The following is a 24,589-nucleotide window of genomic DNA, read 5'->3' on the forward strand; positions in this document are numbered from 1 at the left end:
AAGAGCCAGTATTTGTTCACGTATAAATCGAGATATTCAGCAATAAATCATGAGAATCCTTAAAGAATCGGCACGTGGCCTCGACAAGCTGGACCGCCACATTCTGCGCATCCTGCAACAGGATGGCCGCATCTCGATGAAAGACCTGGGCGAACAGGTGGGCCTGTCCATCACGCCCTGCATCGAACGGGTCAAGCGCATGGAGCGCGACGGCGTCATCACGGGCTACCACGCCAAGGTGAACCCGGCCGCGCTGGGCGCCAAGCTGCTCGTCTTTGTGGAGATTACGCTCAATCAAAAATCCGCGTCTGCCTTCGAGCAATTCCGCCGCGAAGTGCTGCAGATACCCGAAGTCCAGGAATGCCACCTGGTGTCGGGCGACTTCGATTACCTGATCAAGGCGCGCATCCATGAAATGGCCGAGTACCGCAAGCTGCTGGGCGACATGCTGCTGCAGCTGCCCGGGGCCGCGCAATCGAAAAGCTATGTGGTGATGGAAGAAATCAAGGAAACCCTGGCGCTCTCGACCGACGTCTTGCAGAGCCGATAAAAGTACCGGCTGCCGCTACCGACGGCACCGCTTTATGCGCCTTTGTATAATCTTGTAGCACATTCGCGGCGACACAAGCACACTCCTACCATGACATCACGCCCGTCCCCTCTGAGATTGGAAGCAGTGATGCACACTGGGAGTCCATATGAACACATTGATAAAACTGGCAGCTTCCTGCCTCGCGGGCCTGGCCGTGGCCATGTGCACCGCCAGTGAATACAAGGTCAACCGCGCGCCGGACAATGGCGCCATCTATCAGAACATCAAGGTGGGCAAGACCACCCGCCTCGACCTCGACGCGGCCCTGGGCAACGCCACCGTCGTCAGCTTCGATCCCGGCTATGAAGTCTGGGTCTACAAGAACCAGCTGCAAGCGCCCAAGGTGACGCGCCTGATCCCCCTGCTGGGCGAAAAAGGCACGCGCGAAGTGGCCGTCATGTTCGACCAGGCGGGCATCGTCAAGAAATTCCGGATACACGAGCCGCGCAAGTAGGCATGAACCGGCGCGGGCCACGCAGCGTGCGCCAGTGAACGGCCGCCGCCAGCCAGATGGCTATACTGTCTGCTGGCTACTGCCGCCCACCGCCCACTTATTCAGCAAGGAGTTTCCATGCGCCTGCCCCTGATCGCTCCGAAAGACCTGACACAAGAACAAAAGCCGCTGTACGACGATATGCGCAAAGGCATCACCAGCAATTTCAACGATTTCATCGCCGTGCGCGAAGACGGCGCCCTGATGGGACCATGGAATCCGTGGCTGCACGAACCGGCCATCGGCAAGGCCATCTGGGACCTGACCCTGGCCATGACGGCCAACGCCACCTTGCCCGACAACGTGCGCCAGATTGCCATCCTGGTAGTAGGCGCGCGCTACAACGCGGCCTATGAAATCTACGCCCACATCGCCGTCGCGGAGCGCGAAGGCATGCCGGCCGAGCGCCTGTCCACGCTGGTGGCCGACGTCAAGCCCGCCGACCTGGACACGCATGAGAGCGTAGCCTACGACCTGGCCTACGCGCTCAGCCGCGGCGGCACCCTGCCCGAGCCTGTCTACCGGCTGGCGCTGGCCACGTTCGGCCAGCACGGCACCAACGAGCTGATCTACCTGGTGGGCCTGTACGCGCTCGTCTCGACCACCTTGAACGGCTACAACGTGCCGGTGCCGGAACGCGACTGAAGGACCCGGCCGGCGCCGCGCCTTATGCGGCCCGGGCCGCCACACTCGCCGCCCGCTGCGGCCGGTGCGCCACCGCGCAAGCCAGCACGCCCGCCAGCAGCAGGGCCGTCGCCGCGGACTCCGCCGCGGTGGGCCAGCGCCGCTCCCACGCATAGCCGTACACCAGGGCAAACAGAAATTCAAAGACGATCATCTGCCCCATCAAGGTCAGCGGCAGCACGCGGCTGGCATAGTTCCACAAGCCGTTGCCGACGACTGAACACAGCAGCGCCACGCCCGTGACGAGGCCGGCAAACTGCAGCCATGCCGTGCCGCCATGCGCGGCCGGTGCGGCAAGCGCGACGGCAATCGCCAGCAGCAAGGCGGCGGCGCCCGTCACCACGCCCGTCAACAGATTCCATTCCTGCGCCGACACCGCGCGCAAGCGCCCCAGCCAGCGGCTGTTGCCGACGGCATATACCGTCCACGACAGCAGCGCCGCCAGCGCGCACAACAGCCCCAGCAGCGATGCATGGCCGGGATGCGCAAGCGACTGCCAGCTGATGCACAGCAAGCCGGCACCGCTGAGCAGCAGCGAAGGGAGCAGCTTGCGCAGCGGCACGGCATCGCGGTCGCGGCTGCCGACCACGGTGACGACCAGCGGCAGCAGGCCGATCACCATCGACGTCATGGCCACCCCGCCCGTCTGCACGGCGCTGGCCAGCAGCACGTAATAGATGATGTTGCCGGTCAGGCTGAGCCAGATCAAGCCCCGCCATTCGCGCCAGCCCAGGCTGCGCAGCAGGCGCCGCCACGATGGCGCCACCAGCACGGCCGCGATCAGGCCGTAGGCCAGGTAGCGGCCCACCGCCAGTTCCAGCGGCTGGAACGCGGGCAGCAGCGCCGGCGCCAGGAACACCAGCCCCCACAGTGCGCCCGCAGCGATACCGGCCAGCATGCCCAGCCGGGTCGTATTCTTTTGCAACATGGTCAATCTCCCGAAAAGGAGATTGTGGCCGCTGCGGCGCGCCTGATCTTGGCGCCATCTACTGCGTTTTTGACCGGTTCTCGCGACGTTGGCGCCGGTAGGCGGCCGGCGTGGCGTCGATGCTGTCGCGCATGGCCCGCGTCAGCGCGCTCTGCTCGGAAAAGCCGGCCGCCAGGGCAATCTCGGCGATGCTGGCGTCGCTGGCGGCGAGCAAGTCGCAGGCCCGTCCTATCCGCTGCTGTTGCAGCCAGGCATGCGGGCTCGTATCCATTTCCTCGCGGAACAGTGCATGCAGGCGGCTGACGCTGAGGCTGGCAAAGCGCGCCATCGATAGCGTCGACCAGGGCAAGCCAGGCTCGGCCTGCACGCGCGCCAACAGCGCAGCCAGCCGCGAGCGGGCCTGCGGCGCGGTCTGCAGCAAGGTGTCGAGCAGCAGCGGTGTCCAGCCGTGGATGACGGCCGGCGTCAGCGCCTGCTGCCCCGCCATGATGCCCAGGTATTCGATCAGCTTGCGGGCGCCCGGCCCCAGCGCCGCATACGGCCGCTCCAGCAAACGGCCCCAGCTGCCCTGCTCCACGGCCGCCGCATTCACGTCGACGATGATCGAGCGGTTGGCCACCCGGCTGTGCTGGGCGTGCCAGGTATTGGCCGGGATCACCACGCCCTGCTGCGCATCCACCTTGCCCTGCTTGCCGTCGATCTCCAGCAGCAGTTGGCCGTGCAGGGGCAGCACCAGCTGCACGAAGTCATGCCGGTTCGGCGCGCCGATTTCCGCGTAGCTGCGAAAGCTGAGGTCGAAGGCAGGATGGGGTGTGCTGGACATGGGGACCGGCCTGGGCGAAGAAGCAATGATTTTATCAGCACGGCGATTATCAGCACGGCAATGCCCCAGGCCTGGCGCGCCGCCACGCGCTCCGACGGTGCGCGCCAGTGGCGCCCGCTTGCTCTACACTGGCGTTTTATCCTCTGCGACCTCCATGCTACTACCTGCACACCTCGCCCACATCTCGGTGCAACAAGACTGGCAGCACAGCGCCCCCTACCCGCCGCTCGGCTTCAATCCCTTCTCCGAAGGCGCGCTGGGCAATGGCGATACCTACGGCCTGTACTGGCCCATCGGCCGCGAAGCAAGCGAACCCATCGTCGTCGAGACCTGGCATGACGAATGGCGTTTGCAGCCGAACTTTTCCAGCCTGGCCGCCTTCCTGCGCGCCCATGCGGCCGCCGGCGACGCTGAAGACGAAGACGAAGAAGGCTACGTGGCGCTGCCCACCTTGGCCGACGACCCCGCCTCGCCGCGCGCCGCCTTCCTGGCGGCCAGGGAATCGATTGCCCGGCAAAACCCCGCGGCCGCCATCGCCTTGCTGGAAGCGGCGCTGGCCCTCCTGCCCGAATACACGGATGCGCTGGCGCTGCTGCACGGCCAGTATGTGCGCGCGGGAAGAACCGATGAAGCGGTCAGGGTGGCGATCCAGGCCATCATCTCGCCGCCCTCGTTCGGCGGCCCGCCCTTGAAAGCCCTGCAATGGCTGCGCACGCAGCCGGTGCCGCAGACGGAACGCGACCCCATCTGGCGCGCCTGCGGGCAGCTGTCGCTCAACTTCGGCGGCAGCAAGGAAAATGCGGACTACCCCGTGCTGCTCGCCGCTATCGACACGTATCTTGAGCAAGGCAATTACCGCTGCGCCTCGACCCTGATGCAAACCTATGCGGAACTGATGAGCGCGGAAACAGTGTCGTTCCAGGAGCGTTACGGCTTCGATCCGGCCACCTTCATTGCGCGGCAGCTCGCCGTCAGCGCCGCGCTGCCACAGGGCAGCCGCGACCCGGCAAGGCTATGGTCAAACGGCCTGGCTTAGCTGCTGCCGGAACAGCTTGCGGTAGGCCGACGGCGACGTCTGCAAGCTGGCGCGGAAATGCTGGCGCAGGGACAGGGCCGTGCCGAAGCCGGCCTCCTGCGCCACGACATCGATCGATATTGCGCTCTTTTCCAGCATGCCTTGCGCATGCGCAAGACGCTGGTTCAGCAGCCACTGCTTGAACGACGTGCCCGTGGCCTGGCGGAAATGGCGCGTGAAGTTGCGCCGGCTCATGGCCGCCCGTTCGGCCAAGGCATCGATGCTGTGCGCCTGGCCCAGGTTGGCCGTCACGCAGGCCAGCACGTCGGCAAAGCGCCCTTCGCTGCCGGACACGGGCAGCGGACGCTCGATGAACTGCGCCTGCCCGCCCTGGCGGTGCGGCGCCACCAGCAGCCGGCGCGCCACCCGGTTGGCCACTTCGGCGCCCGCCAGCTGGCGCAGCAGATACAGGCAGCAATCGAGGCCGGCCGCCACGCCGGCCGACGTCAGCACGGCGCCATCGTCCACGTACAGCACTTCGCGGTCCACCCTCACCCTGGGATAGCGGGCCGCCAGCCGCTCCGCCATGCCCCAGTGCGTGGCGGCGCTCTTGCCGTCCAACAAGCCCGCCTGCGCCAGCGGAAACGCACCCAGGCACAGCCCCACCATGCGCGCGCCGCGCCCGCTGGCTGCCTGCAGCGCCGTGAGCAGCGGTTGCGCCGCGTCGCGGCAATCGTCGTGCCAGGCCGGCATGATGACGATATCGGCATCTTCCAGCCCTTCCAGTCCGAACTCGGGCGCGATGCCGAAGCCGGCCGCCGTGCGCAGGGGCACGGGATCGGCGGCGCACACGCGTACGTGGAAAGGCGGCAGGTCGGTCTCGTCCGTCTGGGCGCCAAACACGAGGCAGGGCACGGACAGGTGGAAAGGCGTCATGCCGTCGAAGGCGATCACGGCAATGGTCAGGGGAGTGGAAGACGGAATAGGCATGGCCCGATTTTATCGCAGATAGGCCTTCAGGCCACTTTTTGTTTGCAAAATCCGGCCTGAAAATGGCGGTATCGAGGAAGTCCTTCCTCTTTCAACCATACCAGGAGAACCCATGACCACCACCCCGCGCCGCGCCCTGCTCGTCGTCGACGTGCAAAATGAATACTTCACGGGCGACATGCCCATCGAATATCCATCCGTCGACATTTCCCTGCCGAATATCGTCACCGCCATGGCGGCCGCCCGCGCCGCCGGCGTGCCCGTGATCGTCGTCCAGCACGATGCGCCGGAAAACTCGCCCATCTTCGCCAAGGGCAGCGACGGCTGGCAGTTGCATCCGCAAGTGGCCGCCTTTGCCGCCGACCACCGCATCAACAAGCTCATGGGCAGCGCCTTCGCGGGCACGGACTTGCGCGCCTGGCTGTCCGGCCACGGCATCGATACCCTGACCGTGATCGGCTACATGACGCACAACTGCGACGCGGCCACCATCTTCCAGGCTGCGCACGACGGCTTGCAGGTCGAATTCCTGCAGGACGCCACGGGCACCCTGCCCTATGCGAATAGGGGCGGCACGGCCAGCGCCGAGGAAATCCACCGCGTGTTCAGCACCGTGTTCCACTCGAATTTCGCCGCCGTCGTCAGCACGCAGGACTGGCTCGCCGCCGTGCGCGAGGGCAAGCCGCTGGACAAGGACAATATCTACCTGTCGAACCAGCGCGCGCGCAAGGCGCAGGCGAACTGATGCCTGGTGGAATGGACGGGTATGATGCGTCCATTCCAACCTTGATGACGAAGATGCGCAAATTAACACTGCTGGGCTTGACCGCTGTTGCTGTTTTCCTGCTGGCCACCGCCGCGCTGGTGCTGGCCGGGCTCAACGACAAGCTGGCCCCCGCCGACGTGATCGTCGTGCCGGGCAACACGATTGCCCCGGACGGCACGCCCAGCCCCCGCCTGCAGGCACGGCTCGATGCGGCCCTGGCGCAGTTCCAGGCAGGACGGGCGCCCCGCATCCTCGTCAGCGGGGCGACGGGCAAGGAAGGCTTCGACGAAGCCGCGTCCATGGCCCGCTACCTGCAGTCGCGCGGCGTGCCCGCCAGCGCCATCATTGAGGATAATCAAGGCTGGACCACGGAAGCGACGGCCCGCAATGCAGCAATCCTGATGCGCAAGCACGGCTGGAAGACGGCCATGGTCGCCACGCAGTATTTCCACGTGCCCCGTTTCCGGCTGGCCTTGGAGCGCAGCGGCATCGCCGTCAGCGGCCAGGTACATGCACCCTACTTCGAGCCGCGCGACCTGTATTCCGTGCCGCGCGAAACGGTGGGCTATGCCGTGTATTTCATGCGCCACTGAGCGCCCGTTTTCACTCGCTCCAGTCGCGCGAGCGCTCCACGGCGCGCTGCCACTTGTGCAGCCGCGTCAGGCGCTCGTCGGCTGCCATCTTTGGCTCGAAGCGGCGTCCCACCTGCCATTGGGCAGCGATTTCTTCCTCGGATTGCCAGAAGCCCACGGCCAGGCCCGCCAAATAAGCGGCGCCCAGGGCCGTCGTTTCCGTCACCACGGGGCGCACCACGGGCACATTGAGTATGTCTGCCTGGAACTGCATCAGCATGTCGTTGCGGGCCGCGCCGCCGTCCACGCGCAGCTCGGACAGTGCGATGCCCGCGTCGTCCTGCATGGCGGACAAGACGTCCACGTTCTGGTAGGCCACGCCTTCGAGCGCCGCGCGCGCGATGTGCGCCTTGCCCGTGCCGCGCGTGATGCCGATCAGGGTGCCGCGCGCATACGGGTCCCAGTACGGCGCGCCCAGGCCCGCGAACGCGGGCACGAAGACCAGGCCGCCCGAATCGGGCACGCTGGTGGCCAAGGCTTCCACTTCGGACGAATCGCGGATGATGCCGATGCCGTCGCGCATCCATTGCACGGCCGCGCCCGCGATAAAGGCGCTGCCTTCCAGCAAATAATCGGTCTTGTCGCTGCCCGCGCCCAGGCTCCAGCCCACGGTCGTCAGCAGCCGGTTTTTCGATGGCAGGGGGCGCTTGCCCACGTTCATCAGCATGAAGCAACCCGTGCCATAGGTATTCTTTGCCATGCCCGGTTTCAGGCAGGCCTGGCCGAATGTGGCCGCCTGCTGGTCGCCCGCGATGCCGGCGATGGGCACGGACACGCCCAGCAAGTCTGTATAGGTATGCGCCGCCACGCCGCTGGACGGCACGACGTCGGGCAGCAGGGAGGCGGGAATGTCCAGCAGCGCCAACAGGTCCGTGTCCCACTGCAGGGTGTGGATATTGAACAGCATGGTGCGCGCCGCGTTGCTCATGTCCGTCAAGTGGGCACCGCTCATCTTGTAGATCAGCCAGCTGTCGACGGTGCCGAAAGCCAGTTCGCCCCGCTCGGCGCGCGCGCGGGCGCCGGCCACGTTGTCGAGCAGCCATTTGAGCTTGGTGGCGGAAAAATAAGCGTCCAGCACGAGACCCGTCTTGCGCTGGATCACGTCCGCCTTGCCCTGCTCGACCAGTTGCTCGCAATAGGCGGCATTGCGCCGGTCTTGCCAGACGATGGCGTTGGCGACGGGCTCTCCCGTGGCGCGGTCCCACAGCACCGTCGTTTCGCGCTGGTTGGTCACGCCGATGGCGGCCACGTCGGAAGCGGCCACGCCGCTGTCGCGCAGCACCTGCTGCAGCACGCCCTCTTGCGAGGCCCAGATTTCGCCCGCGTCATGCTCGACCCAGCCCGGCTGGGGGAAAATCTGCCGGAACTCGCGCTGCGCGCTGGCGTGCGGCCGGCCCGCATGGTCGAACAGGATGGCGCGCGAACTGGTGGTGCCCTGGTCTAAAGCAAGTATGTATTTGGTCATGGTCGCTACTACGTCGATACAGTAAAAAAGGCACGGGCAAGCGCCCGTGCCCCGGGAAAGCGGCGGCAGAGTTTACACGACTACCTTACCTTGCCTTCTTTCCATGCCTGCAATAATTTATCGTAGGCAATCGTTTCACCCTTCGGTTTTTCATTTGCCAGCTTTTCCCAGGGGGCGTGCTGGTCCGACAGATACTGATTCGGGTCGCCCTTGGCATTGAGCTTCGGTGCGCACGCCTTCATGCCGGCCCGCTGCAGACGCGCCATGACCTGGTCCATTTCCTCGGCCAGGTTATCCATGGCGGCTTGCGGCGTTTTTTCCGCCGTAATCGCCGTGGCCACATTCTTCCACCACAGCTGGGCCAGCTTCGGATAGTCGGGCACGTTGTTACCCGTCGGCGTCCATGCCACGCGGGCGGGGCTGCGGTAGAACTCGATCAAGCCGCCGTATTCGTTCGCGTGTTTCGTAAAATAATCATGGCGGATGTCGGAATCGCGGATGAAAGTGAGGCCGACGATCGATTTCTTCAGCGACACGGTTTTTGACGTGACGAACTGCGCGTACAGCCAGGCGGCCGCCTTGCGGTCATCGGGCGTGGACTTGAACAGGAACCAGGAACCCACGTCCTGGTAGCCGTTCTGCATGCCCTCTTTCCAGTACGGACCGTGCGGCGACGGCGCCATGCGCCATTTCGGCGTGCCGTCCTTGTTTACCACCGGCAAGCCCGGTTTCGTCATGCCGGCCGTAAATGCCGTGTACCAGAAGATCTGCTGGGCGATTTCACCCTGCGCCGGCACGGGACCCGATTCCGAGAAATTCATGCCGTTTGCCTGCGGCGGCGCGTATTTCTTCATCCAGTCGATATATTTCGTCAGTGCAAAGACAGCGGCCGGCGAATTGGTGGCGCCGCCGCGCGACATCGACGCGCCCACGGGCGTGCACTTGTCGGCCGCCACCTTGATGCCCCATTCGTCGACAGGCATGCCGTTCGGAATGCCCTTGTCGGCCGCGCCAGCCATCGACAGCCACGCATCGGTGAAGCGCCAGCCCAGCGATGGATCTTTCTTGCCGTAATCCATGTGGCCGTAGACTTTCTTGCCGTCCAGTTCCTTCACGTCATTCGTGAAGAAATCGGCGATGTCTTCATACGCGGACCAGTTCTGCGGCACGCCCAGCTCGTAGCCATACTTGGCCTTGAACTTCGCCTGCAAATCCTTGCGCGCGAACCAGTCGGCGCGGAACCAGTACAGGTTGGCGAACTGCTGGTCCGGCAGCTGGTACACCTTGCCGTCCGGCGCCGTCGTGAAGCTGATGCCGATGAAATCCTTCAGGTCCAGGCCCGGATTCGTGTAATCCTTGCCCTTGCCCGCCATGTAGTCGGACAGCGGCTCCACGGCGCCATAGCGGTAGTGGGTGCCGATCAGGTCGGAATCGGAAATCCAGCCGTCATAGATGCTCTTGCCGGACTGCATCGACGTTTGCAGCTTTTCCACCACGTCGCCTTCCTGGATGATGTCGTGGCGTACCTTGATGCCCGTGATTTCCTCGAAGGCCTTGGCCAGGGTCTTCGATTCGTAGACGTGGGTATCGATGGTTTCCGAGACCACGGAAATTTCCTTGATGCCCTTGGCTTTCAGCTTGGCCGCCGCATCGATGAACCATTTCATTTCAGCAAGCTGTTGCTGCTTGCTCAGGCTGGATGGCTGGAATTCCTTGTCGATCCAGGTTTGCGCCTGCCTGGCGTCGGCCAGGGCCGCATTCGACACGAGCATGGCCGCAGCCGCGAAGACCGTGAACTTCAATTTCATCGTGAATCTCCCTTATAGTTGTCATCCGGCCTGCCGGAGGCGGGCCGCTGTTTTCATCTACGACTTCACACATCCAACTAATTTGAAGCGCCTGACAGAAGCGTAGCGAGCGGCTGTGATTTGTGGCCGAGAAGCGCAACCGTACTTTAGTACGATGAGCATCGCCGGCCGCAAAGCGCGCCGCGCAGTAGCTGATGTCTGGTGCCCTCACCCCCAACGCATTACCACCAACAACACTACAAAACTGATGCCAGCCCCGATGGCCTGCTGCATTTCCGTGAACCCCGCCCACGCCAGGTTCACGTAGGCGGCCGTGAGCAGCCCGATGAACAGGCGGTCGCCGCGCGTGGTGGACATGGGCAGGAAACCCTTGCGTTCGATGCTGGGCGAACGGATTTGCCACACCGTCATGCAAGCCAGCATCAGGCCGATGCAAATGAAAAAGACGGCCACTTCCGGCGTCCACGCCATCCAGCCGAACAGGCTGGCCGTGCTATCGGTATTTTCCATGTCACACCCTCCCCATCGCAAAACCCTTGGCGATGTAATGCCGCACGAACCAGATCACCAGCGCGCCGGGCACGATGGTCAGCACGCCGGCCGCCGCCAGCACGCCCCAGTCCATGCCGGCCGCCGACACGGTGCGCGTCATGGTGGCGGCGATGGGCTTGGCATTGACGGACGTCAGGGTGCGCGCCAGCAGCAGTTCCACCCAGCTGAACATGAAGCAGAAGAAGGCCGTCACGCCCACGCCCGACTTGATCATCGGCAAGAAGATGCGGATGAAGAAGCGTGGGAAGCTGTAGCCGTCGATATACGCCGTCTCGTCGATTTCCTTGGGCACGCCGGACATGAAGCCTTCCAGTATCCACACGGCCAACGGCACGTTGAAGACCATGTGCGCCAGCGCCACGGCCAGGTGCGTATCCATCAGGCCCACCGTCGAGTACAGCTGGAAGAAGGGCACGAGGAAGACTGCGGGCGGCGTCATGCGGTTGGTCAGCAGCCAGAAGAACAGGTGCTTGTCGCCCACGAAGTTGTAGCGCGAAAACGCATACGCGGCCGGCAAGGCCACCGTGACGGACATCACCATGTTCAAGGCCACGTAAATCATGGAATTGATGTAGCCGCTGTACCAGGACCTGTCGGTAAAAATCGTGTGGTAGTTGGCAAACGTCAGTTGCTGGGGCCACAGGCTCAGCACGCCGACGATTTCCTCGTTGGTCTTGAGCGACATGTTGAGCATCCAGTAGATGGGCAACAGCGAGCCCAGCAGGAAGACGATCAGGATGGCGCTGCTCATTTTCTTGTGCATCATTTCTGGTCTCCCGTGCCGACGCGCTGCATCCACGTGTACAGCACAAAGCAGAACAGCAGGATGATCAGGAAGTAAATCAATGAAAAGGCCGAGGCCGGCCCCAGGTCGAACTGGCCCACGGCCTTTTGCGTCAGGTATTGCGACAAAAAGGTGGTGGCATTGCCGGGGCCGCCGCCCGTCAGCACGAACGGTTCCGTGTAGATCATGAAACTGTCCATGAAGCGCAGCAAGACGGCGATCATCAGCACATTGCGCAGCTTCGGCAGCTGGATGTAGCGGAACACGGCCAGGCGCGAAGCGCCGTCGATGCGGGCCGCCTGGTAATACGCGTCGGGAATGGCGCGCAAGCCCGCATAGCACAGCAGCACGACCAGCGGCGTCCAGTGCCAGATATCCATCACCATCACCGTCAGCCACGCGTCGAGCGAATTGCCGTTGTAATTGTAGTCAACACCGAGCTGGTTCAGGGTATAGCCCATCAGGCCGATGTCGCCGCGGCCGAAGATTTGCCAGATGGTGCCCACCACATTCCAGGGGATCAGGAGGGGCAGTGCGATCAGCACCAGCGCCAGCGACGCCTTCCAGCCATCGGCCGGCATGCACAGGGCGATCAGGATGCCCAGCGGAATCTGGATGGCCAGCACGGAGCCGGAAAACAGCAGCTGGCGCAGCAAGGCGCTGTGCAGGTCGCCGTCGAGCATGACCATGCGGAACCACTCCGTGTCCACGAACACTTTTTGCGTGGGACTCAGGATATCCTGCACGGAATAGTTCACCACCGTCATCAGGGGCAGGATGGCGGAAAAGGCCACGCACAGCAGCACGGGCAGGATCAAAAGCCAGGCGCGGCGGTTGTTATCGGTTTTACCGTTATGTATCATCAGGCCACCCGCTTATCGTTGACATAGAAAAGGGTGCGTTGCGGCGGAAAGCGCAGCCGCACGGCATCACCAGGAGCGGCATCGATGGCGCGCAGCTTGGCCGCCACCGTGGCGCCACCCAGCTGGAATTCCGCCAGGTAATGCGTGCCCATGTTGCGCACGGCCGTCACCGTGGCGTCCAGGCAATGGTCACCCCCCTCGCCTGCCTTCACACATTCGACAAATTCGGGCCGCACGCCCACCGTGATTTTTCCTTGCGCGCCCGACAGCGCCGCACGCGCGGCGGCGGACGCGGCCAGCGGCTGGCCCGCCACGCGCACGCCGCCATCGTCCAAGGTGCCGTCGAGCAAGTTCATGCCCGGGTTGCCGATGAAATAGCCGACGAACGTGTGTTCGGGCTCCTCGAACAGCGCTTGCGCGCTGCCCGTCTGCACCACTTCGCCCTGCGTCATGACGACCACCTGGTCGGCAAAGGTCAGCGCTTCCACCTGGTCGTGCGTGACGTAGATCAGGGATAATTTCAGTTCGTGGTGGATTTCCTTGAGTTTCCGGCGCAGCAGCCATTTCAGGTGCGGGTCGATCACCGTCAGCGGTTCATCGAACAGCACGGCCGCCACGTCGGGACGCACGAGGCCCCGGCCCAGCGAAATCTTTTGCTTGGCGTCCACGGACAAGCCGCTGGCGCGCAGCTTCAGGTCGCCCGTCAATTCCAGCATCTGCGCCACCTGCTGCACGCGCTTTTTGACCTCGCTCTCTTTCCAGCCGCGATTACGCAGGGGAAACGCCAGGTTGTCGTGCACGGTCATGGTGTCGTAGATGACGGGAAACTGGAACACTTGCGCGATATTCCTCGCCTCGGTCGGCAGCTGCGTGACGTCCTTGCCGTCAAACAGCACCTTGCCGTGCGACGGTTGCACGAGGCCGGAAATGATATTGAGCAAGGTCGTCTTGCCGCAGCCGGACGGCCCCAGCAAGGCGTAGGCGCCGCCGTCGCGCCACTCCATGCTCATGGGCCGCAGCGCATAGTCGGCGGGGGTGGCGGGATTCGGTTTGTAGGCGTGGGCCAGGTCGACCAGTTCGATGCGCGCCATGTCAGATCCCCCCTGCCGACGCTGCGCGCGCGCCCGGCGCATACAGCAGTGCGCCGTCATCGGCAAAGATCAGCAAGGCGTGCGGCTGGCAATACACGGTGCAGGCGCTGCCGATCTCCAGGTTGTGCACGCCGCCCAGCTGCGCCACCAGGGCCAGCTCGCCGCGGCGCGCATGCACATAGGTTTCCGAACCGCTGATTTCTGCCAGGTCGACCTGCGCCGCGATGGGCACGTCGCCATCGGACTGGGGCGACAGATGCAGGCTGTGCGCGCGCACGCCGAGGATGACGTCGCGCCGCTCGTCCAGGCGGGCCCGCTGCTCGCCGCTCAGGTGGATAGCCAGGCCGTCGGCCGCCTGCGCCACGCCGTGCGCATCCACGCGCGCGGGGATCAGGTTGATGGGCGGGTCGCTGAAGGTGCGCGCCACGGCGATGGAATTGGGCGCATTGAAGACGTCCAGGGTCGGCCCCTGCTGCAGCAGCCGTCCCTCGTGCAGCACGGCCACGTGGCCGCCCAGCTGCAGCGCTTCCAGCGGCTCCGTGGTGGCGTACACGACGGTCGTGCTGCCGCTGGAAAACAGTTCCGTCAATTCGCGCCGCAATTCCTCGCGCAGCTTGTAGTCAAGGTTCACCAATGGCTCGTCGAGCAACAGCAGGGATGCATCCTTGATCAGCGCGCGTCCCAGCGCCGTGCGCTGCTGCTGGCCGCCCGACAGTTCTCCCGGCGTGCGCTGCAGGTAGGGCGTGATGTGCAGGCGCTCGGCCAGCGCCAGCACTTTCGCGCGGATCTGTTCCTCGGGCACCTTGCGCAAGCGCAAGGGCGAAGCGATATTGTCGTAGACGGTGAAGGCCGGATAGTTGATGAATTGCTGGTACACCATGGCCAGGTTGCGCTTGCTGACGGGCACGCCCGTCACATCCACGCCATCGGCCGTGACCGTGCCCCCGCTGGGCTTGTCCAGGCCCGCCATCACGCGCATCAGGGTCGTCTTGCCGGCACGCGTGGTGCCCAGCAAGACGTTGATGGCGCCCGGCACGAGCGCCAGCGACATCGGATATAAAAAGTCGTCAGCCCCCTGCTTCCTGCTGATCTTGTCCAGTACCAGTTGCACGCGCTTCTCCTCCAGTGATGGTTTCTTATTCTTCGCCGCACCCTCTGCGGGGCGCGGTCGCCAGCGTGTTCGGTCTTACTCCTACGGCAATAACGGGTGCTGCAACAGCCAGGCGCCCAGCGTGTCCGCCGTCCCGCGCGGCAGGTGCAAGCCCAGCTTGGAGCGCCGCCACAGGATGTCGGCCGCGCTGACGGCCCATTCATGGCGCCGCAAATAATCGACTTCCGCCGCGTACAGGCCGGCGGCGATTTCCTCGCCCATGGCCGCCACGTCCTTGCGCCCCGCGAGCAGCCGATGGATGCGCGTGCCGTAGGCGCGCGCATAGCGCGCCACCAGCGCCGCCGGCAGCCACGCGTACTCGCGCTGCAAGTCCTGCACAAACTGGCCGAACTCGCGCACGGAGCGGTTCTGCGGCGTGCTGCCGAACACGTCGCCGCCGGGCAGGCAGGCATGTTCCGTCCACGCGGGCTGCGCATTGCCGAGAATCGGCGCCAGCAAATCCAGCGCTTCCTCGGCCAGCTTGCGGAAGGTGGTGATCTTGCCGCCGAAAATGCTCAGCAGCGGCGCCCCTTCCCGGTCCAGCTCGAAACGGTAATCGCGCGTGACGGCCTTGGCGTCGGCCGCCGCGTCTTCCACCAGCGGACGCACGCCCGCATACGTCCACACCACGTCGGCCGGCACAATGGGCTTGCTGAAATAGTAACTGGAAAGCTCGCACAAGTAACGAATTTCCTCGTCGTCGATTTCCACCTTGCCGCTGTCGCCGTGGTAGTCGAGATCGGTGGTGCCGATCAGGGTGAAATCGTGCTCGTACGGAATGGCAAACACGATGCGCCCGTCCGGATGCTGGAAGATATACGCATGATCATGCGCGAACAGGCGCTTGACGACGATATGGCTGCCTTTGATCAGGCGCAAATGCCGACCCTGTCCGCCAGGCGCCGCCTGCTGCAGGAACTCGGCCGTCCACGGCCCCGCCGCATTGACGACGCTGCGCGCGCGCACCATCGTCTGCCTGCCGCCCGCGTGCTGCAAGCTGGCCAGCCAGGAAGACCCCTCGCGCGCCAGCGCCGTGCAGCGCGTCTGCGTCAGCACGTGCGCGCCCTTGTCCGCCGCGTCGATGGCGTTCAGCACCACCAGGCGCGCATCGTCGACCCAGCCATCGGAATACACGAAGCCCCGCTTGAATTCAGGCTTGAGCGGTTTGCCCGCCGCGTGGCGCGTCAGGTCGATGCCGTGCGAGGCGGGCAGGATTTCCCGCTTCGCCAGCATGTCGTAGAGGAACAGGCCGGCGCGTATCAGCCAGGCGGGACGCTGGCCCCGCGCATGCGGCATGACGAAGCGCAAGGGCCACATGATGTGCGGCGCCGAGCGCAGCAGCACTTCGCGCTCGACCAGCGCCTTGCGCACGAGGCCGAACTCATAGTATTCGAGGTAGCGCAGGCCGCCGTGTATCAGCTTGGTGGACGCGGACGACGTGTGGGCGGCCAGGTCGTCCTTTTCGCACAGCACCACGGACAAGCCCCGGCCCGCAGCGTCGCGCGCGATGCCGGCGCCATTGATGCCGCCGCCCACCACCAGCACGTCGCACTCCATCGCTGTCTCCACACCTTGCTGTGCTGCGGCCATCGGGACTCCGTGTCTGTCGGGGAAAGGCCGGCGCGGAAAGACTAGGCATCGCCGGCGACTGTCGTTAAGATCAATACAGATGCATTTCGAATGCAATATGAATAAGGTTACGCCAGAATACGAACCTATAGCAACATATTTTCAATACTATTTGTTCGTTTTTGTTCGTTTGTGATTTTTAAAGAGACAGCCCATGATTTTGAATCCCCGCCAGCGCCGCCTGCTCGAAGTGGTGCGCCAGAAGGTCACCATGTCCGTCGAAGAGCTGGCCCAGCAGCTGGACGTGACGCCGCAAACCGTGCGCCGCGACGTCAAGCAGATGGAAGAAGCGCGCCTGCTGGCCCGCTACCACGGCGGGGTCGGCTTGCCCTCGTCCGTGGAAAACATCGATTACAGCCAGCGGCAAGTGTTCAACAGCGACGCCAAGCGGCGCATCGCCGCCGCCGTCGCCGCGCAGGTGCCGCACGGCTGTTCCCTGCTGATCAATATCGGCACGACCACCGAGGAAGTGGCGCGCGCGCTGGGCCGGCACACGGGCTTGCACGTGGTGACGAACAACCTGAACGTGGCCGCCATCCTGGCCGACAACGCGGCCTGCGAAGTCATCGTGGCCGGCGGCGTGGTGCGCGGGCGCGACCGCGGCATCGTGGGCGAAGCCACCATCGACTTCATCCGCCAGTTCAAGGTCGACATCGGCATCATCGGCATTTCCAGCATCGACGAAGACGGCAGCCTGCGCGACTTCGACGCGCGCGAAGTGAAGGTGGCGCAAGCCATCATCGAACAGTCGCGCGAAGTGTGGCTGGTGGCCGACCAGCACAAGTTCGGCCGCAAGGCGCTGGTGCGCCTGGCCGACCTGGCGCAAGTCGACATCCTGTTTACGGATGCGCCGCCGCCGCCCCGCTTTGCCCAGGTCTTGCGCGACGCCAGCGTGAAAGTGCACGTCGCCGCCTGACGGGCGACGACGGCGCCTGCAGCGTGCCCGTCCCGGGCCGCCTGCAAGTCCATCACGGCCAGGCGCTGCGCGTTGCCGCATGACATGGGCATCGTGCTGCAAGCGGCCTTCCTGCCGGAAACGGCCGTGCGGGCGGGCCGCCTGGCCCAGCTGTTTCCCAAGCATGCATTGCCCGCCCGCGCCGTGAACACGGCCGACCTGCCGGACCGCTATCGCTCGCCCAAGTTGCGCCGCTGCGTCGATTTTCTGGCGGAACGCGTCAGTTAATGTGCGCCGCAAGCAACATGTGCCTTTCGACATCAGGTACCCGTTGAAATATTTATCAATTCGGCAAAAATCATGTTACCATTGATACAACATGAGTTATTTTTTTAATCTTCCTCTCCGGCAATACGATTATTCGCTTGATATTGCTTTTTTATCCATCTGGAGCAAGAAAAAAAGGAAAAACTCTTTGCCTGTAAGTGATTTCCTGTGAAAACAGTGTTAGAACTACCTCAAGCACGATGATTGTTCCCAAACAAACCACTCGACAGCAAGCGTGAAGGCCTTAACCATGCCGGCAACGCCGCCCAGTGAAGGAAAAGAAATGAGCCATAATTTTGAAACGGCCGCCATGCCGCAAACCGCCCATTCCAACAGCATCCCCGTCAGCGAGCTGGAGGCCCATCTCGGCTACTGGCTGCGCTTCGTCTCCAACCACGTTTCCCATAGTTTCCAGAAAAAAGCGGAAGCCAACGGCGTGACGGTGTCCGAATGGGTGGTGCTGCGTGAAATGTTCCGCCTGGGCTGCACCTCGCCCACGGTGCTGGCGCAAGTGTCGGGCATGAGCAAGGGCGCCGTGTCGAAGCTGATCGACCGCCTGGAAAGCAAAGGCATGGTCAGCAAGTCGATCCTGCTGGCCGACCGCCGCCAGCATTCGATCGAACTGACCACGGAAGGCGAAGCGCTGGTGCCCGTGCTGGCCGAGATGGCCGACCAGAACGACGAGGAATTCTTCGGCAAGCTGCCGCGCCAGCTGCGCGACGACCTGCTCGAGGCGATGAAGGAAGTGGCGCGCACGCATCAGCTCAAGAGCGTGCCCCTGAATTAAGCCAGCGTGCGGCAAAGGTGAGGCGGTGGCGCGGGCGCTTCGGCTATGATGCAGGCCTGACCGTCTTCCAGGAACACGCATGGCCCTGCACATCGAAACTCCCCTGCTCAACTCGCGCGCCCTGAGCCTGCACAGCGAACGCGCCATCTGGCTCAAGCTCGAAGCCTTGCAGCCGCCCGGCTCCTTCAAGATCCGCGGCATCGGCCTGGCCTGCGAAACCTATGCGCGGCGCGGCGCCAGCCGTTTCATCTCCTCTTCCGGCGGCAATGCCGGCATCGCCGTGGCCTACGCGGGCCGCCAGCTGGGCATCCCCGTCATCGTCGTGGTGCCGGAAACGACCAGCGAACGGGCCCGGGCCCTGATCGCGCAGGAAGGAGCCGAAGTCATCGTGCACGGCGCCGCCTGGCAAGAGGCCAACGCGCTGGCGCAGTCGATGCTCACGCCGCAGGACGCCTTTCTGCACCCGTTCGACGACCCGCTGCTGTGGCAGGGCCATGCCGGCATGATCGATGAAGTGGCCGGCGCGGGCCTGAAGCCGGACGCCGTGGTGCTGTCGGTGGGCGGCGGCGGCCTGCTGGCCGGCGTGGACGAAGGCTTGCAGCGCAATGGCTGGGACGACGTGGCCCTGGTGGCCGTGGAAACCGAAGGCGCCGCCTCGCTGGCCGCCGCCGTGGCCGCGCGCGAACACGTGGCCCTGCCTGCCGTGAGCAGCATCGCCACCTCGCTGGCCGCGCGCCAGGTCTGCGCGCAGGCATTCCACATCAGCCAGACGCGCCCGCTGCACAGCGTGGTGGTGCCGGACCGCGCCGCCGTCGATGCCTGCCAGCGGTTTATTACCGACCAGCGCCTGGTGGTGGAGCCGGCCTGCGGTGCCGCGCTGGCGGCCGTCTACGGCAAGGCGCCGCAGCTGGCGCCCTACCGCAATGTGCTGGTCATCGTGTGCGGCGGCGTGACGGCCACCACGCAGCAGCTCGACCACTGGGCCGCCAGCCTGTAGCCGCCTACGCCGGCGTGGCCGCCTCGAGCAGCGCCACGCCGTCGCGGCCCTGCCCCTTGGCCTGATACAGGGCCTGGTCGGCCAGGTCCAGCAGCAGCGCCGGCGTCAGCGCGCCTTCGCGGAAGAGGGCGATGCCGATGCTGGTCGTCACGGGCAGCGGGCCGCCGGCCAGTTCGAATGGCTGGCGGATGGCGTCGATGATCTTCGCGCCGATCTGGCGCACTTCGGCCGCGCTTTTCACGCCTTCGAAAACGATCACGAATTCATCGCCGGCCAGGCGCGCCACCAGGTCGCTGGCGCGCACGCTGCGCACCAGGCGCGCGGCAAATTCCTTCAGCACCTCGTCGCCCGCATGGTGTCCCAGGCTGTCGTTGATGGCCTTGAAGCGGTCGATGTCGAGATAGGCCAGCGCCATCGGCGCGCGCGTGGCGCGCGTGCGCTGCATGCTTTGCGCCAGCTGTTCGTCGAAGCGGCGGCGGTTGGCGATACCCGTCAGCGTGTCGGTGGCGGCGGCAAACTGCAGCGCCGTATGCACGGCCTTGGTCTTGGTGATTTCGTGGATCAGGCCATACACGCCGGCCACCGTGCCGCTGTCGTCCACATCGGGCACGTAGCTGGTCTGGAAGGCGCGCCGTCCCCTGCCCTGCGCCCCCTCGCTCTCGCCCTCGATATCGCCGTCGACGGTAAATTCGAACTCCACCTCCTCGCCCGAAAAGGCGCGCCGCAGGTAGGCTTCGCGCAACCGGTACGCTTCCTCGCCCAGCACCTCGCGGATGGAATGCATCAGGCTTTCCTTGCGCGACATGCCGAACCATTTTTCAAACGTGGCGTTGATGAACTGGTAGCGGTGCTCGCGGTCGATGTAGACGATCACCACGGGCACATGGTCCGTCAGCAGCTTCAATCGCCGCTCGCTGTCGCGCGTCTGCGCCTCGGCGATTTCGCGCTCGGCCACCAGCGAATAGAAATCGCGGCTCAAGTCGCCGATCTCGTCGCGCCGCTCGATCTGCAGCGCCTCGATGCCCAGGCGCTGGCGGCGGATCTGGTGCACCTGGCGGCGCAGGCGTTCCAGCGGTTGCAGCAGGCACAGCACCACGCGCCAGCCGGCCAGTCCGGCCAGCAGCGCCAGCAGCACGGCGGCCAGCAGGATCCTGCTGCGCATCGCATGCAACGGCGCGAAAGCTTCGTGCATCGGATACACCGAGGCCAGTATCCAGCCCGTGGCGGCGATGCGATGATAGGCGAACAAGGCATCGACGCCTTGCGTGGTGGCGCCCGTCAGCCAGCCCTCGAAGCCCTGCATGGCGCGCCGCGTCGGTTCGCTGACGGGGCCGTGCGCTTCGATATGCTGCATGATGCGCGACTTGTCGGGATGCTCGACGATGACGCCTTCGCTGGTCATGATGTACAGGTAGCCGCCCGTGCCCGGCTTGAGCGCGCCCAGGCGCCCCAGGAAATCGGGCTGGCGCAGGTTCACGCTGGCCGCCAGCACATAGCGCACGCCGCCCTGCGCGTCGAACACGGGCTGCGTCACCACCACGATGGGCATGCCGGAAATGCTGCCATTGAGCGGCGCGGAAATCACCGAGCGCCGCGTCGCCAGCGTCTGTTCGAAATACGGACGCCCCTTCAGGTTCAGCCCCGCCTGCGGCTTGAACGGACTCACGCTGGCCAGGACCAGGCCGTCGATGCCGACCACGCCGGCCGAATAGAACTCCTTGCCCAGCACCGTTTGCGCGGCCAGGAAGCGCTGCAGGCTGGCGCCATCGTGCGCGCCGCCGGCTGCCAGGCTGTCCGCCATCACGCGCAGCACATTGCGCTTGGCGTCGAGTTCCTCATCGATGAAGACGGCGGCGCTGGCCAGCGATACGTACTGCTGGCGCCCCGTCACGTCGCGCATGCCGCGCTCGGCCACGCTCAGGGTGGCCAGCGCCAGCGACGCCACGGCGGCCAGCACGAGCAGGAAGACGACCACGCTCATGCGCGCCTTCAGGCTTGCGGGCAAGCGCCTGCGCAGCAGTGTGCGCAACCTCATGCGCATTGCCGCCACGCCGTTACAGCCGCTGCTGCAAAAGCCGGCACAGGCGCTCGACCGATTCTTCCAGCGCCAGCACCTGGGTGTCGAGGCTCAGCGCGGGCGACAGCGGTGCTTCGTAGGGCGCGGAAACGCCCGTGAATTGCGCGATCTGGCCCGCGCGCGCCTTCGCATACAGGCCTTTCGGATCGCGCGCCTCGCACGCGGCAACGGGCGTGCTGATATGCACTTCGATGAACTGTGCGGCGCCGACGATGGCGGCGGCCACGGCGCGGTCGGCGCGGTACGGCGAAATGAAGGCGGCGATGACGATCAGGCCCGCCTCGTTCATCAGGCGCGCCACTTCGGCCGTGCGGCGGATATTCTCATGCCGGTCTTCCGGCGTAAAACCCAGGTCGCGGTTCAATCCATGCCGCAGCTGGTCGCCGTCGAGCATCGCCACGGCCCGGCCCTGCGCCTTCAGCGCCTGCGCCAGCGCCAGCGCGACGGTGGTCTTGCCGGCGCCGCTCAGGCCCGTCAGCCAGACCGTGGGGTGTTGTACTGCTGTCATCACACTGCCTCTCTGTTATAGAGCAGGCAATATAACAAAGCCGTGCCGGAAAGGACAGATTTTCAGGCCGCGCTGCGCACCTCAAGCAGCAACTGTCGTATCTCCGGTACGCAGGAGCCGCAATTGCCGCCCGCCTTGACGCAGGCCGTCACCTGCGCCGTCGTCGTCAGCCCTTGCTCCCGGATGGCCGCGCAAATGGTGTTGCGTCCCACGCCAAAGCACGAGCACACGGTGGCGCCGGCGTCGACACCCTTGCCGATGGGCTGGCCCAGCAGCACGCCGGCGCGGTCCGCCGCGTCCATCTGCGCGTGCGCAAACAGGCTGGCCAGCCAGCTGCGCGACGGCAGGTCGGGCCGCGGCGACACATACACGCACTGCGCGATGCGCCCCTCTTCCAGGTGCACGGCGCGGTACACGCCGGCGCTGGCGTCCGCGTAATCGAGCCAGTCGGCATGCTCGTCCGCCACGCCCAGCAGCGCGCGCGCCCAGGCGCCCAGGTCATCGATGCGCTGGCGCCCGGCCAGCTCGTAGCGCAGGAACTGCTCGCCCTGGATGCGCGTCCAGTGCGCCACGCCATCGAGCACCAGGGGCGTGCGGCTCAGCACGAACGCATGCCAGTGCACGCGGAACTGCTCGATGCGCACGGGCGTATGCTTGAATTCGGGCTCGCCCGAGACGGGGTCGACGGCCGGATTGACGACGGCGCCCACGCGCGCGTCGGACGCATTCGCGTCGCTCCAGTGGATGGGCACGAAGACCTGCCCGCGCGCGATGCCGCCGCCGTGCACGACCCGCGCCACCATCGCGCCCCAGGCGCTGGAAATGCGCGCCAGTTCGCCTTCGCGCACGCTGTACAGCAGCGCATCCTGCGGGTGGATGTCGATGAACGCCTCGGCCACGTGGCCGGACAGTTTCGCCGCCTTGCCCGTGCGCGTCATCGTATGCCACTGGTCGCGCACGCGGCCCGTGTTCAAGATAAGCGGATAGTCGTCGCCGGGCAGGTTCTGCGGCGCGCGCGGCGCCGTGGGAATGAAGCGGGCGCGCCCGTCCGCATGCGCGAAGCGGCCGTCGCCGAACAGGCGCGCCCGGCCCTGCGGCCACTGCTGCGGCAGCAAGCCATCGTACTGCGCGCCGCTCAGCCCCACCAGGTGGCTCAGCTTGAACAGGCGCCGTGTGGTCCCTTCGTTGCGGAAGGCGGACAGGCGCGCGTGCTCGTCGAAGATGGCTTGCGGCGACGCGAAATCGAAGCCCGCATAACCCATGCGCGTGGCCACGTCGCACAGCACCTGCCAGTCGGCGCGCGCTGCGCCGGGCGCCGGAAGGAAGGCCCGCTGGCGCGAGATGCGGCGCTCGGAATTGGTCACCGTGCCATCCTTTTCGCCCCAGCCCAGCGCCGGCAGCAGCACGTCGGCATGCGCATTCGTGTCCGACTGCGCGCTGATGTCCGACACCACCACCAGTTCGCATTGATTCAGCGCGCGGCGCACCTGGTCGGCGTCCGGCATGCTCACCAGGGGATTGGTGGCGATGATCCACACGGCTTTCACCGTGCCCGCCTCGATGGCGTGGAACAGGTCCACCGCCTTCAGGCCAGGTTTGGCGGCGATGCGGGGCGAATTCCAGAACGACTGCACCGTCTCGCGGTGCCGGGGATTGTCCAGCTCCAGGTGCGCCGCCAGCATATTGGCCAGGCCGCCCACTTCGCGCCCGCCCATGGCGTTTGGCTGGCCCGTGAGGGAAAACGGCCCCATGCCGGGCTGGCCGATGCGGCCCGTCGCCAGATGGCAGTTGATGATGCTGCTGACCTTGTCCGTGCCGCTCGACGACTGGTTCACGCCCTGCGAAAAGGCCGTGACGACCTTGCGCGTGGCGGCAAACGCCTGGTAAAACGCCAGCAAGGCGTGCGGGTCGACCTTGCACATGGCCGCCACCTGCAGGGGATCGCCGCAATCGGCATGCGCGGCCGCCAGCGCCTCGTCCAGCCCGCGACTGTGCCGCGTGACGAATTCGTCCGCAATCGCACCTTCCTTCGCCAGATAGCACAGCAAGCCGTTGAACAGCCACACGTCGGTGCCCGGCTTGACGGGCAGGTGCAGATCGGCCAGCTCGCAGGTGGCCGTGCGGCGCGGATCGATCACCACCACCTTCATGTGCGGCCGGCTTTCGCGGATGCGCGCGATGCGCTGGAACAGGATGGGATGGCACCAGGCCGTGTTCGAGCCCACCAGCACGACCATGTCGGCCAGTTCCAGGTCGTCGTAGCAGCCGGGCACGATGTCTTCGCCGAACGCGCGCTTGTGGCCCGCCACGGCCGATGACATGCACAGGCGCGAATTGGTGTCGATATTCGCGCTGCCCACATAGCCCTTCATGAATTTGTTGGCCACGTAATAATCTTCCGTCAGCAGCTGGCCCGAGACATACAGGGCCACGGCGTCGGGGCCGTGTTCGGCTATGATGGCGCGCAAGCCGCCCGCCACCCGCTCCAGCGCGGCATCCCAGGAGGCCGGCCGCAGCATGCCGTCCACGCGCACCTGCGGCTGCAGCAGGCGGTTGTCGAGACCGGCCGTATCGCCCAGCGCAGAGCCTTTCACGCACAGGCGTCCCAGGTTGGCGGGGTGGCTGCTGTCGCCGGCGATGCGGATGGCGCCGCCGGGCAGGCGCGCCGCTTCCACGCCGCAGCCGACGCCGCAGTACGGGCAGGTGGTTTTCACGGGCGTGCAAGTCGTCATG

Annotated in this window: 24 protein-coding genes; 10 read left to right on the top strand and 14 right to left on the bottom strand. The window is 65.3% G+C overall.

The window, feature by feature from the left end; genetic code table 11:
- Positions 1-49: 49 nt before the first annotated feature.
- The 3 genes from GCN74_RS15050 to GCN74_RS15060 all read left to right on the top strand — a co-directional run bounded on the left by GCN74_RS15050 (position 50) and on the right by GCN74_RS15060 (position 1,730).
- On the top strand, positions 50-550 hold the full coding sequence (locus tag GCN74_RS15050; RefSeq protein ID WP_034754979.1) for an Lrp/AsnC ligand binding domain-containing protein: 501 nt from the start codon (positions 50-52) through the stop codon (positions 548-550).
- A 148-nt stretch (positions 551-698) separates the two neighbouring features.
- Positions 699-1,046, top strand: a complete 348-nt coding sequence (locus tag GCN74_RS15055) for a hypothetical protein (protein ID WP_152257434.1) — start codon at positions 699-701, stop codon at positions 1,044-1,046.
- A gap of 117 nt (positions 1,047-1,163) precedes the next feature.
- Positions 1,164-1,730: a carboxymuconolactone decarboxylase family protein gene (locus GCN74_RS15060; RefSeq protein WP_152257435.1), complete on the top strand. Its 567-nt coding sequence runs from the start codon at positions 1,164-1,166 to the stop codon at positions 1,728-1,730.
- A gap of 22 nt (positions 1,731-1,752) precedes the next feature.
- On the opposite strand, the gene GCN74_RS15065 is transcribed toward GCN74_RS15060, so the two are convergent.
- Both GCN74_RS15065 and GCN74_RS15070 read right to left on the bottom strand, forming a co-directional pair.
- The gene (locus GCN74_RS15065) at positions 1,753-2,697 is read right to left on the bottom strand and encodes a DMT family transporter (protein WP_152257436.1); all 945 of its coding nucleotides are present in this window, start codon (positions 2,695-2,697) and stop codon (positions 1,753-1,755) included.
- A gap of 58 nt (positions 2,698-2,755) precedes the next feature.
- Positions 2,756-3,520 carry an AraC family transcriptional regulator gene (locus GCN74_RS15070; protein WP_152257437.1) on the bottom strand — a complete coding sequence of 255 codons (765 nt, stop codon included), beginning with the start codon at positions 3,518-3,520 and terminating at the stop codon, positions 2,756-2,758.
- A 154-nt stretch (positions 3,521-3,674) separates the two neighbouring features.
- Between GCN74_RS15070 and GCN74_RS15075 the strand changes: the two genes are divergently transcribed.
- Complete coding sequence (locus tag GCN74_RS15075; protein WP_152257438.1) at positions 3,675-4,556, top strand: tetratricopeptide repeat protein; 882 nt, start codon at positions 3,675-3,677, stop codon at positions 4,554-4,556.
- On the opposite strand, the gene GCN74_RS15080 is transcribed toward GCN74_RS15075, so the two are convergent.
- Entirely contained in the window at positions 4,539-5,501 is a 963-nt protein-coding gene (locus GCN74_RS15080; RefSeq protein WP_413541545.1) for a GlxA family transcriptional regulator, read from the bottom strand. The genes GCN74_RS15075 and GCN74_RS15080 overlap by 18 nt on opposite strands.
- Before the next feature lie 136 nt (positions 5,502-5,637).
- Between GCN74_RS15080 and GCN74_RS15085 the strand changes: the two genes are divergently transcribed.
- Positions 5,638-6,270, top strand: a complete 633-nt coding sequence (locus tag GCN74_RS15085; protein ID WP_152257440.1) for a cysteine hydrolase family protein — start codon at positions 5,638-5,640, stop codon at positions 6,268-6,270.
- Positions 6,271-6,323: 53 nt separating this feature from the next.
- Positions 6,324-6,884, top strand: a complete 561-nt coding sequence (locus GCN74_RS15090; protein ID WP_226939055.1) for a YdcF family protein — start codon at positions 6,324-6,326, stop codon at positions 6,882-6,884.
- 10 nt (positions 6,885-6,894) lie between these two features.
- On the opposite strand, the gene glpK is transcribed toward GCN74_RS15090, so the two are convergent.
- From glpK to glpD, 8 genes are all read right to left on the bottom strand, one after another.
- On the bottom strand, positions 6,895-8,388 hold the full coding sequence (gene glpK, locus GCN74_RS15095; RefSeq protein WP_152257441.1) for a glycerol kinase GlpK: 1,494 nt from the start codon (positions 8,386-8,388) through the stop codon (positions 6,895-6,897).
- Between the two features lie 80 nt (positions 8,389-8,468).
- Positions 8,469-10,196 carry an ABC transporter substrate-binding protein gene (locus GCN74_RS15100; RefSeq protein WP_152257442.1) on the bottom strand — a complete coding sequence of 576 codons (1,728 nt, stop codon included), beginning with the start codon at positions 10,194-10,196 and terminating at the stop codon, positions 8,469-8,471.
- Between the two features lie 207 nt (positions 10,197-10,403).
- Complete coding sequence (locus GCN74_RS15105; protein WP_413541544.1) at positions 10,404-10,706, bottom strand: DUF2160 domain-containing protein; 303 nt, start codon at positions 10,704-10,706, stop codon at positions 10,404-10,406.
- Position 10,707: 1 nt separating this feature from the next.
- The gene (locus tag GCN74_RS15110) at positions 10,708-11,514 is read right to left on the bottom strand and encodes a carbohydrate ABC transporter permease (protein ID WP_099667331.1); all 807 of its coding nucleotides are present in this window, start codon (positions 11,512-11,514) and stop codon (positions 10,708-10,710) included.
- Positions 11,511-12,395 (bottom strand): carbohydrate ABC transporter permease, encoded by an 885-nt coding sequence (locus GCN74_RS15115; RefSeq protein WP_152257443.1) that lies wholly within the window; start codon positions 12,393-12,395, stop codon positions 11,511-11,513. Before GCN74_RS15115 ends, GCN74_RS15110 begins: the two co-directional genes overlap by 4 nt.
- Entirely contained in the window at positions 12,395-13,486 is a 1,092-nt protein-coding gene (locus tag GCN74_RS15120) for an ABC transporter ATP-binding protein (RefSeq protein WP_152257444.1), read from the bottom strand. Before GCN74_RS15120 ends, GCN74_RS15115 begins: the two co-directional genes overlap by 1 nt.
- Before the next feature lies 1 nt (position 13,487).
- On the bottom strand, positions 13,488-14,597 hold the full coding sequence (locus GCN74_RS15125; RefSeq protein WP_152257445.1) for an ABC transporter ATP-binding protein: 1,110 nt from the start codon (positions 14,595-14,597) through the stop codon (positions 13,488-13,490).
- 81 nt (positions 14,598-14,678) lie between these two features.
- Positions 14,679-16,226, bottom strand: a complete 1,548-nt coding sequence (glpD, locus tag GCN74_RS15130) for a glycerol-3-phosphate dehydrogenase (protein ID WP_226939056.1) — start codon at positions 16,224-16,226, stop codon at positions 14,679-14,681.
- Positions 16,227-16,419: 193 nt separating this feature from the next.
- Between glpD and GCN74_RS15135 the strand changes: the two genes are divergently transcribed.
- The 4 genes from GCN74_RS15135 (at position 16,420) to GCN74_RS15150 (ending at position 19,271) form a co-directional block, all read left to right on the top strand.
- Positions 16,420-17,181 (top strand): DeoR/GlpR family DNA-binding transcription regulator, encoded by a 762-nt coding sequence (locus GCN74_RS15135; RefSeq protein WP_193317096.1) that lies wholly within the window; start codon positions 16,420-16,422, stop codon positions 17,179-17,181.
- Positions 17,182-17,253: 72 nt separating this feature from the next.
- On the top strand, positions 17,254-17,448 hold the full coding sequence (locus tag GCN74_RS15140) for a hypothetical protein (RefSeq protein ID WP_193317097.1): 195 nt from the start codon (positions 17,254-17,256) through the stop codon (positions 17,446-17,448).
- A 322-nt stretch (positions 17,449-17,770) separates the two neighbouring features.
- A complete protein-coding gene (locus GCN74_RS15145) occupies positions 17,771-18,274 on the top strand; it encodes a MarR family winged helix-turn-helix transcriptional regulator (protein ID WP_152257446.1) in 504 nt (167 codons plus the stop codon).
- Between the two features lie 79 nt (positions 18,275-18,353).
- Positions 18,354-19,271, top strand: coding sequence for a pyridoxal-phosphate dependent enzyme (locus tag GCN74_RS15150; RefSeq protein WP_152257447.1), 918 nt, complete (start codon positions 18,354-18,356; stop codon positions 19,269-19,271).
- Between the two features lie 4 nt (positions 19,272-19,275).
- On the opposite strand, the gene GCN74_RS15155 is transcribed toward GCN74_RS15150, so the two are convergent.
- From GCN74_RS15155 to GCN74_RS15165, 3 genes are all read right to left on the bottom strand, one after another.
- Positions 19,276-21,306 carry a diguanylate cyclase domain-containing protein gene (locus GCN74_RS15155; protein WP_193317098.1) on the bottom strand — a complete coding sequence of 677 codons (2,031 nt, stop codon included), beginning with the start codon at positions 21,304-21,306 and terminating at the stop codon, positions 19,276-19,278.
- Positions 21,307-21,325: 19 nt separating this feature from the next.
- A complete protein-coding gene (gene cysC, locus GCN74_RS15160; RefSeq protein ID WP_152257449.1) occupies positions 21,326-21,856 on the bottom strand; it encodes an adenylyl-sulfate kinase in 531 nt (176 codons plus the stop codon).
- A 62-nt stretch (positions 21,857-21,918) separates the two neighbouring features.
- Entirely contained in the window at positions 21,919-24,588 is a 2,670-nt protein-coding gene (locus GCN74_RS15165) for a nitrate reductase (protein WP_152257450.1), read from the bottom strand.
- Between the last annotated feature and the right edge of the window lies 1 nt (position 24,589).

It is taken from the genome of Janthinobacterium sp. FT14W, from assembly GCF_009208755.1.
Classification (GTDB): Bacteria; Pseudomonadota; Gammaproteobacteria; order Burkholderiales; family Burkholderiaceae_D; genus Janthinobacterium; species Janthinobacterium violaceinigrum.

Bases quoted from the DNA above. Each gene is read 5' to 3' on its own strand.
- GCN74_RS15070 (WP_152257437.1), bottom strand. From the start codon at position 3,520: ATGTCCAGCACACCCCATCCTGCCTTCGACCTCAGCTTTCGCAGCTAC.
- GCN74_RS15105 (WP_413541544.1), bottom strand. From the start codon at position 10,706: ATGGAAAATACCGATAGCACGGCCAGCCTGTTCGGCTGGATGGCGTGG.
- GCN74_RS15100 (WP_152257442.1), bottom strand. From the start codon at position 10,196: ATGAAATTGAAGTTCACGGTCTTCGCGGCTGCGGCCATGCTCGTGTCG.
- GCN74_RS15050 (WP_034754979.1), top strand. From the start codon at position 50: ATGAGAATCCTTAAAGAATCGGCACGTGGCCTCGACAAGCTGGACCGC.
- GCN74_RS15060 (WP_152257435.1), top strand. From the start codon at position 1,164: ATGCGCCTGCCCCTGATCGCTCCGAAAGACCTGACACAAGAACAAAAG.
- GCN74_RS15115 (WP_152257443.1), bottom strand. From the start codon at position 12,395: ATGATACATAACGGTAAAACCGATAACAACCGCCGCGCCTGGCTTTTG.
- GCN74_RS15165 (WP_152257450.1), bottom strand. From the start codon at position 24,588: ATGACGACTTGCACGCCCGTGAAAACCACCTGCCCGTACTGCGGCGTC.
- GCN74_RS15075 (WP_152257438.1), top strand. From the start codon at position 3,675: ATGCTACTACCTGCACACCTCGCCCACATCTCGGTGCAACAAGACTGG.
- GCN74_RS15135 (WP_193317096.1), top strand. From the start codon at position 16,420: ATGATTTTGAATCCCCGCCAGCGCCGCCTGCTCGAAGTGGTGCGCCAG.
- glpK (WP_152257441.1), bottom strand. From the start codon at position 8,388: ATGACCAAATACATACTTGCTTTAGACCAGGGCACCACCAGTTCGCGC.
- GCN74_RS15090 (WP_226939055.1), top strand. From the start codon at position 6,324: ATGCGCAAATTAACACTGCTGGGCTTGACCGCTGTTGCTGTTTTCCTG.
- GCN74_RS15085 (WP_152257440.1), top strand. From the start codon at position 5,638: ATGACCACCACCCCGCGCCGCGCCCTGCTCGTCGTCGACGTGCAAAAT.
- GCN74_RS15110 (WP_099667331.1), bottom strand. From the start codon at position 11,514: ATGATGCACAAGAAAATGAGCAGCGCCATCCTGATCGTCTTCCTGCTG.
- GCN74_RS15150 (WP_152257447.1), top strand. From the start codon at position 18,354: ATGGCCCTGCACATCGAAACTCCCCTGCTCAACTCGCGCGCCCTGAGC.
- GCN74_RS15155 (WP_193317098.1), bottom strand. From the start codon at position 21,306: ATGAGGTTGCGCACACTGCTGCGCAGGCGCTTGCCCGCAAGCCTGAAG.
- glpD (WP_226939056.1), bottom strand. From the start codon at position 16,226: ATGGCCGCAGCACAGCAAGGTGTGGAGACAGCGATGGAGTGCGACGTG.
- GCN74_RS15120 (WP_152257444.1), bottom strand. From the start codon at position 13,486: ATGGCGCGCATCGAACTGGTCGACCTGGCCCACGCCTACAAACCGAAT.
- GCN74_RS15055 (WP_152257434.1), top strand. From the start codon at position 699: ATGAACACATTGATAAAACTGGCAGCTTCCTGCCTCGCGGGCCTGGCC.
- GCN74_RS15065 (WP_152257436.1), bottom strand. From the start codon at position 2,697: ATGTTGCAAAAGAATACGACCCGGCTGGGCATGCTGGCCGGTATCGCT.
- GCN74_RS15145 (WP_152257446.1), top strand. From the start codon at position 17,771: ATGAGCCATAATTTTGAAACGGCCGCCATGCCGCAAACCGCCCATTCC.
- cysC (WP_152257449.1), bottom strand. From the start codon at position 21,856: ATGACAGCAGTACAACACCCCACGGTCTGGCTGACGGGCCTGAGCGGC.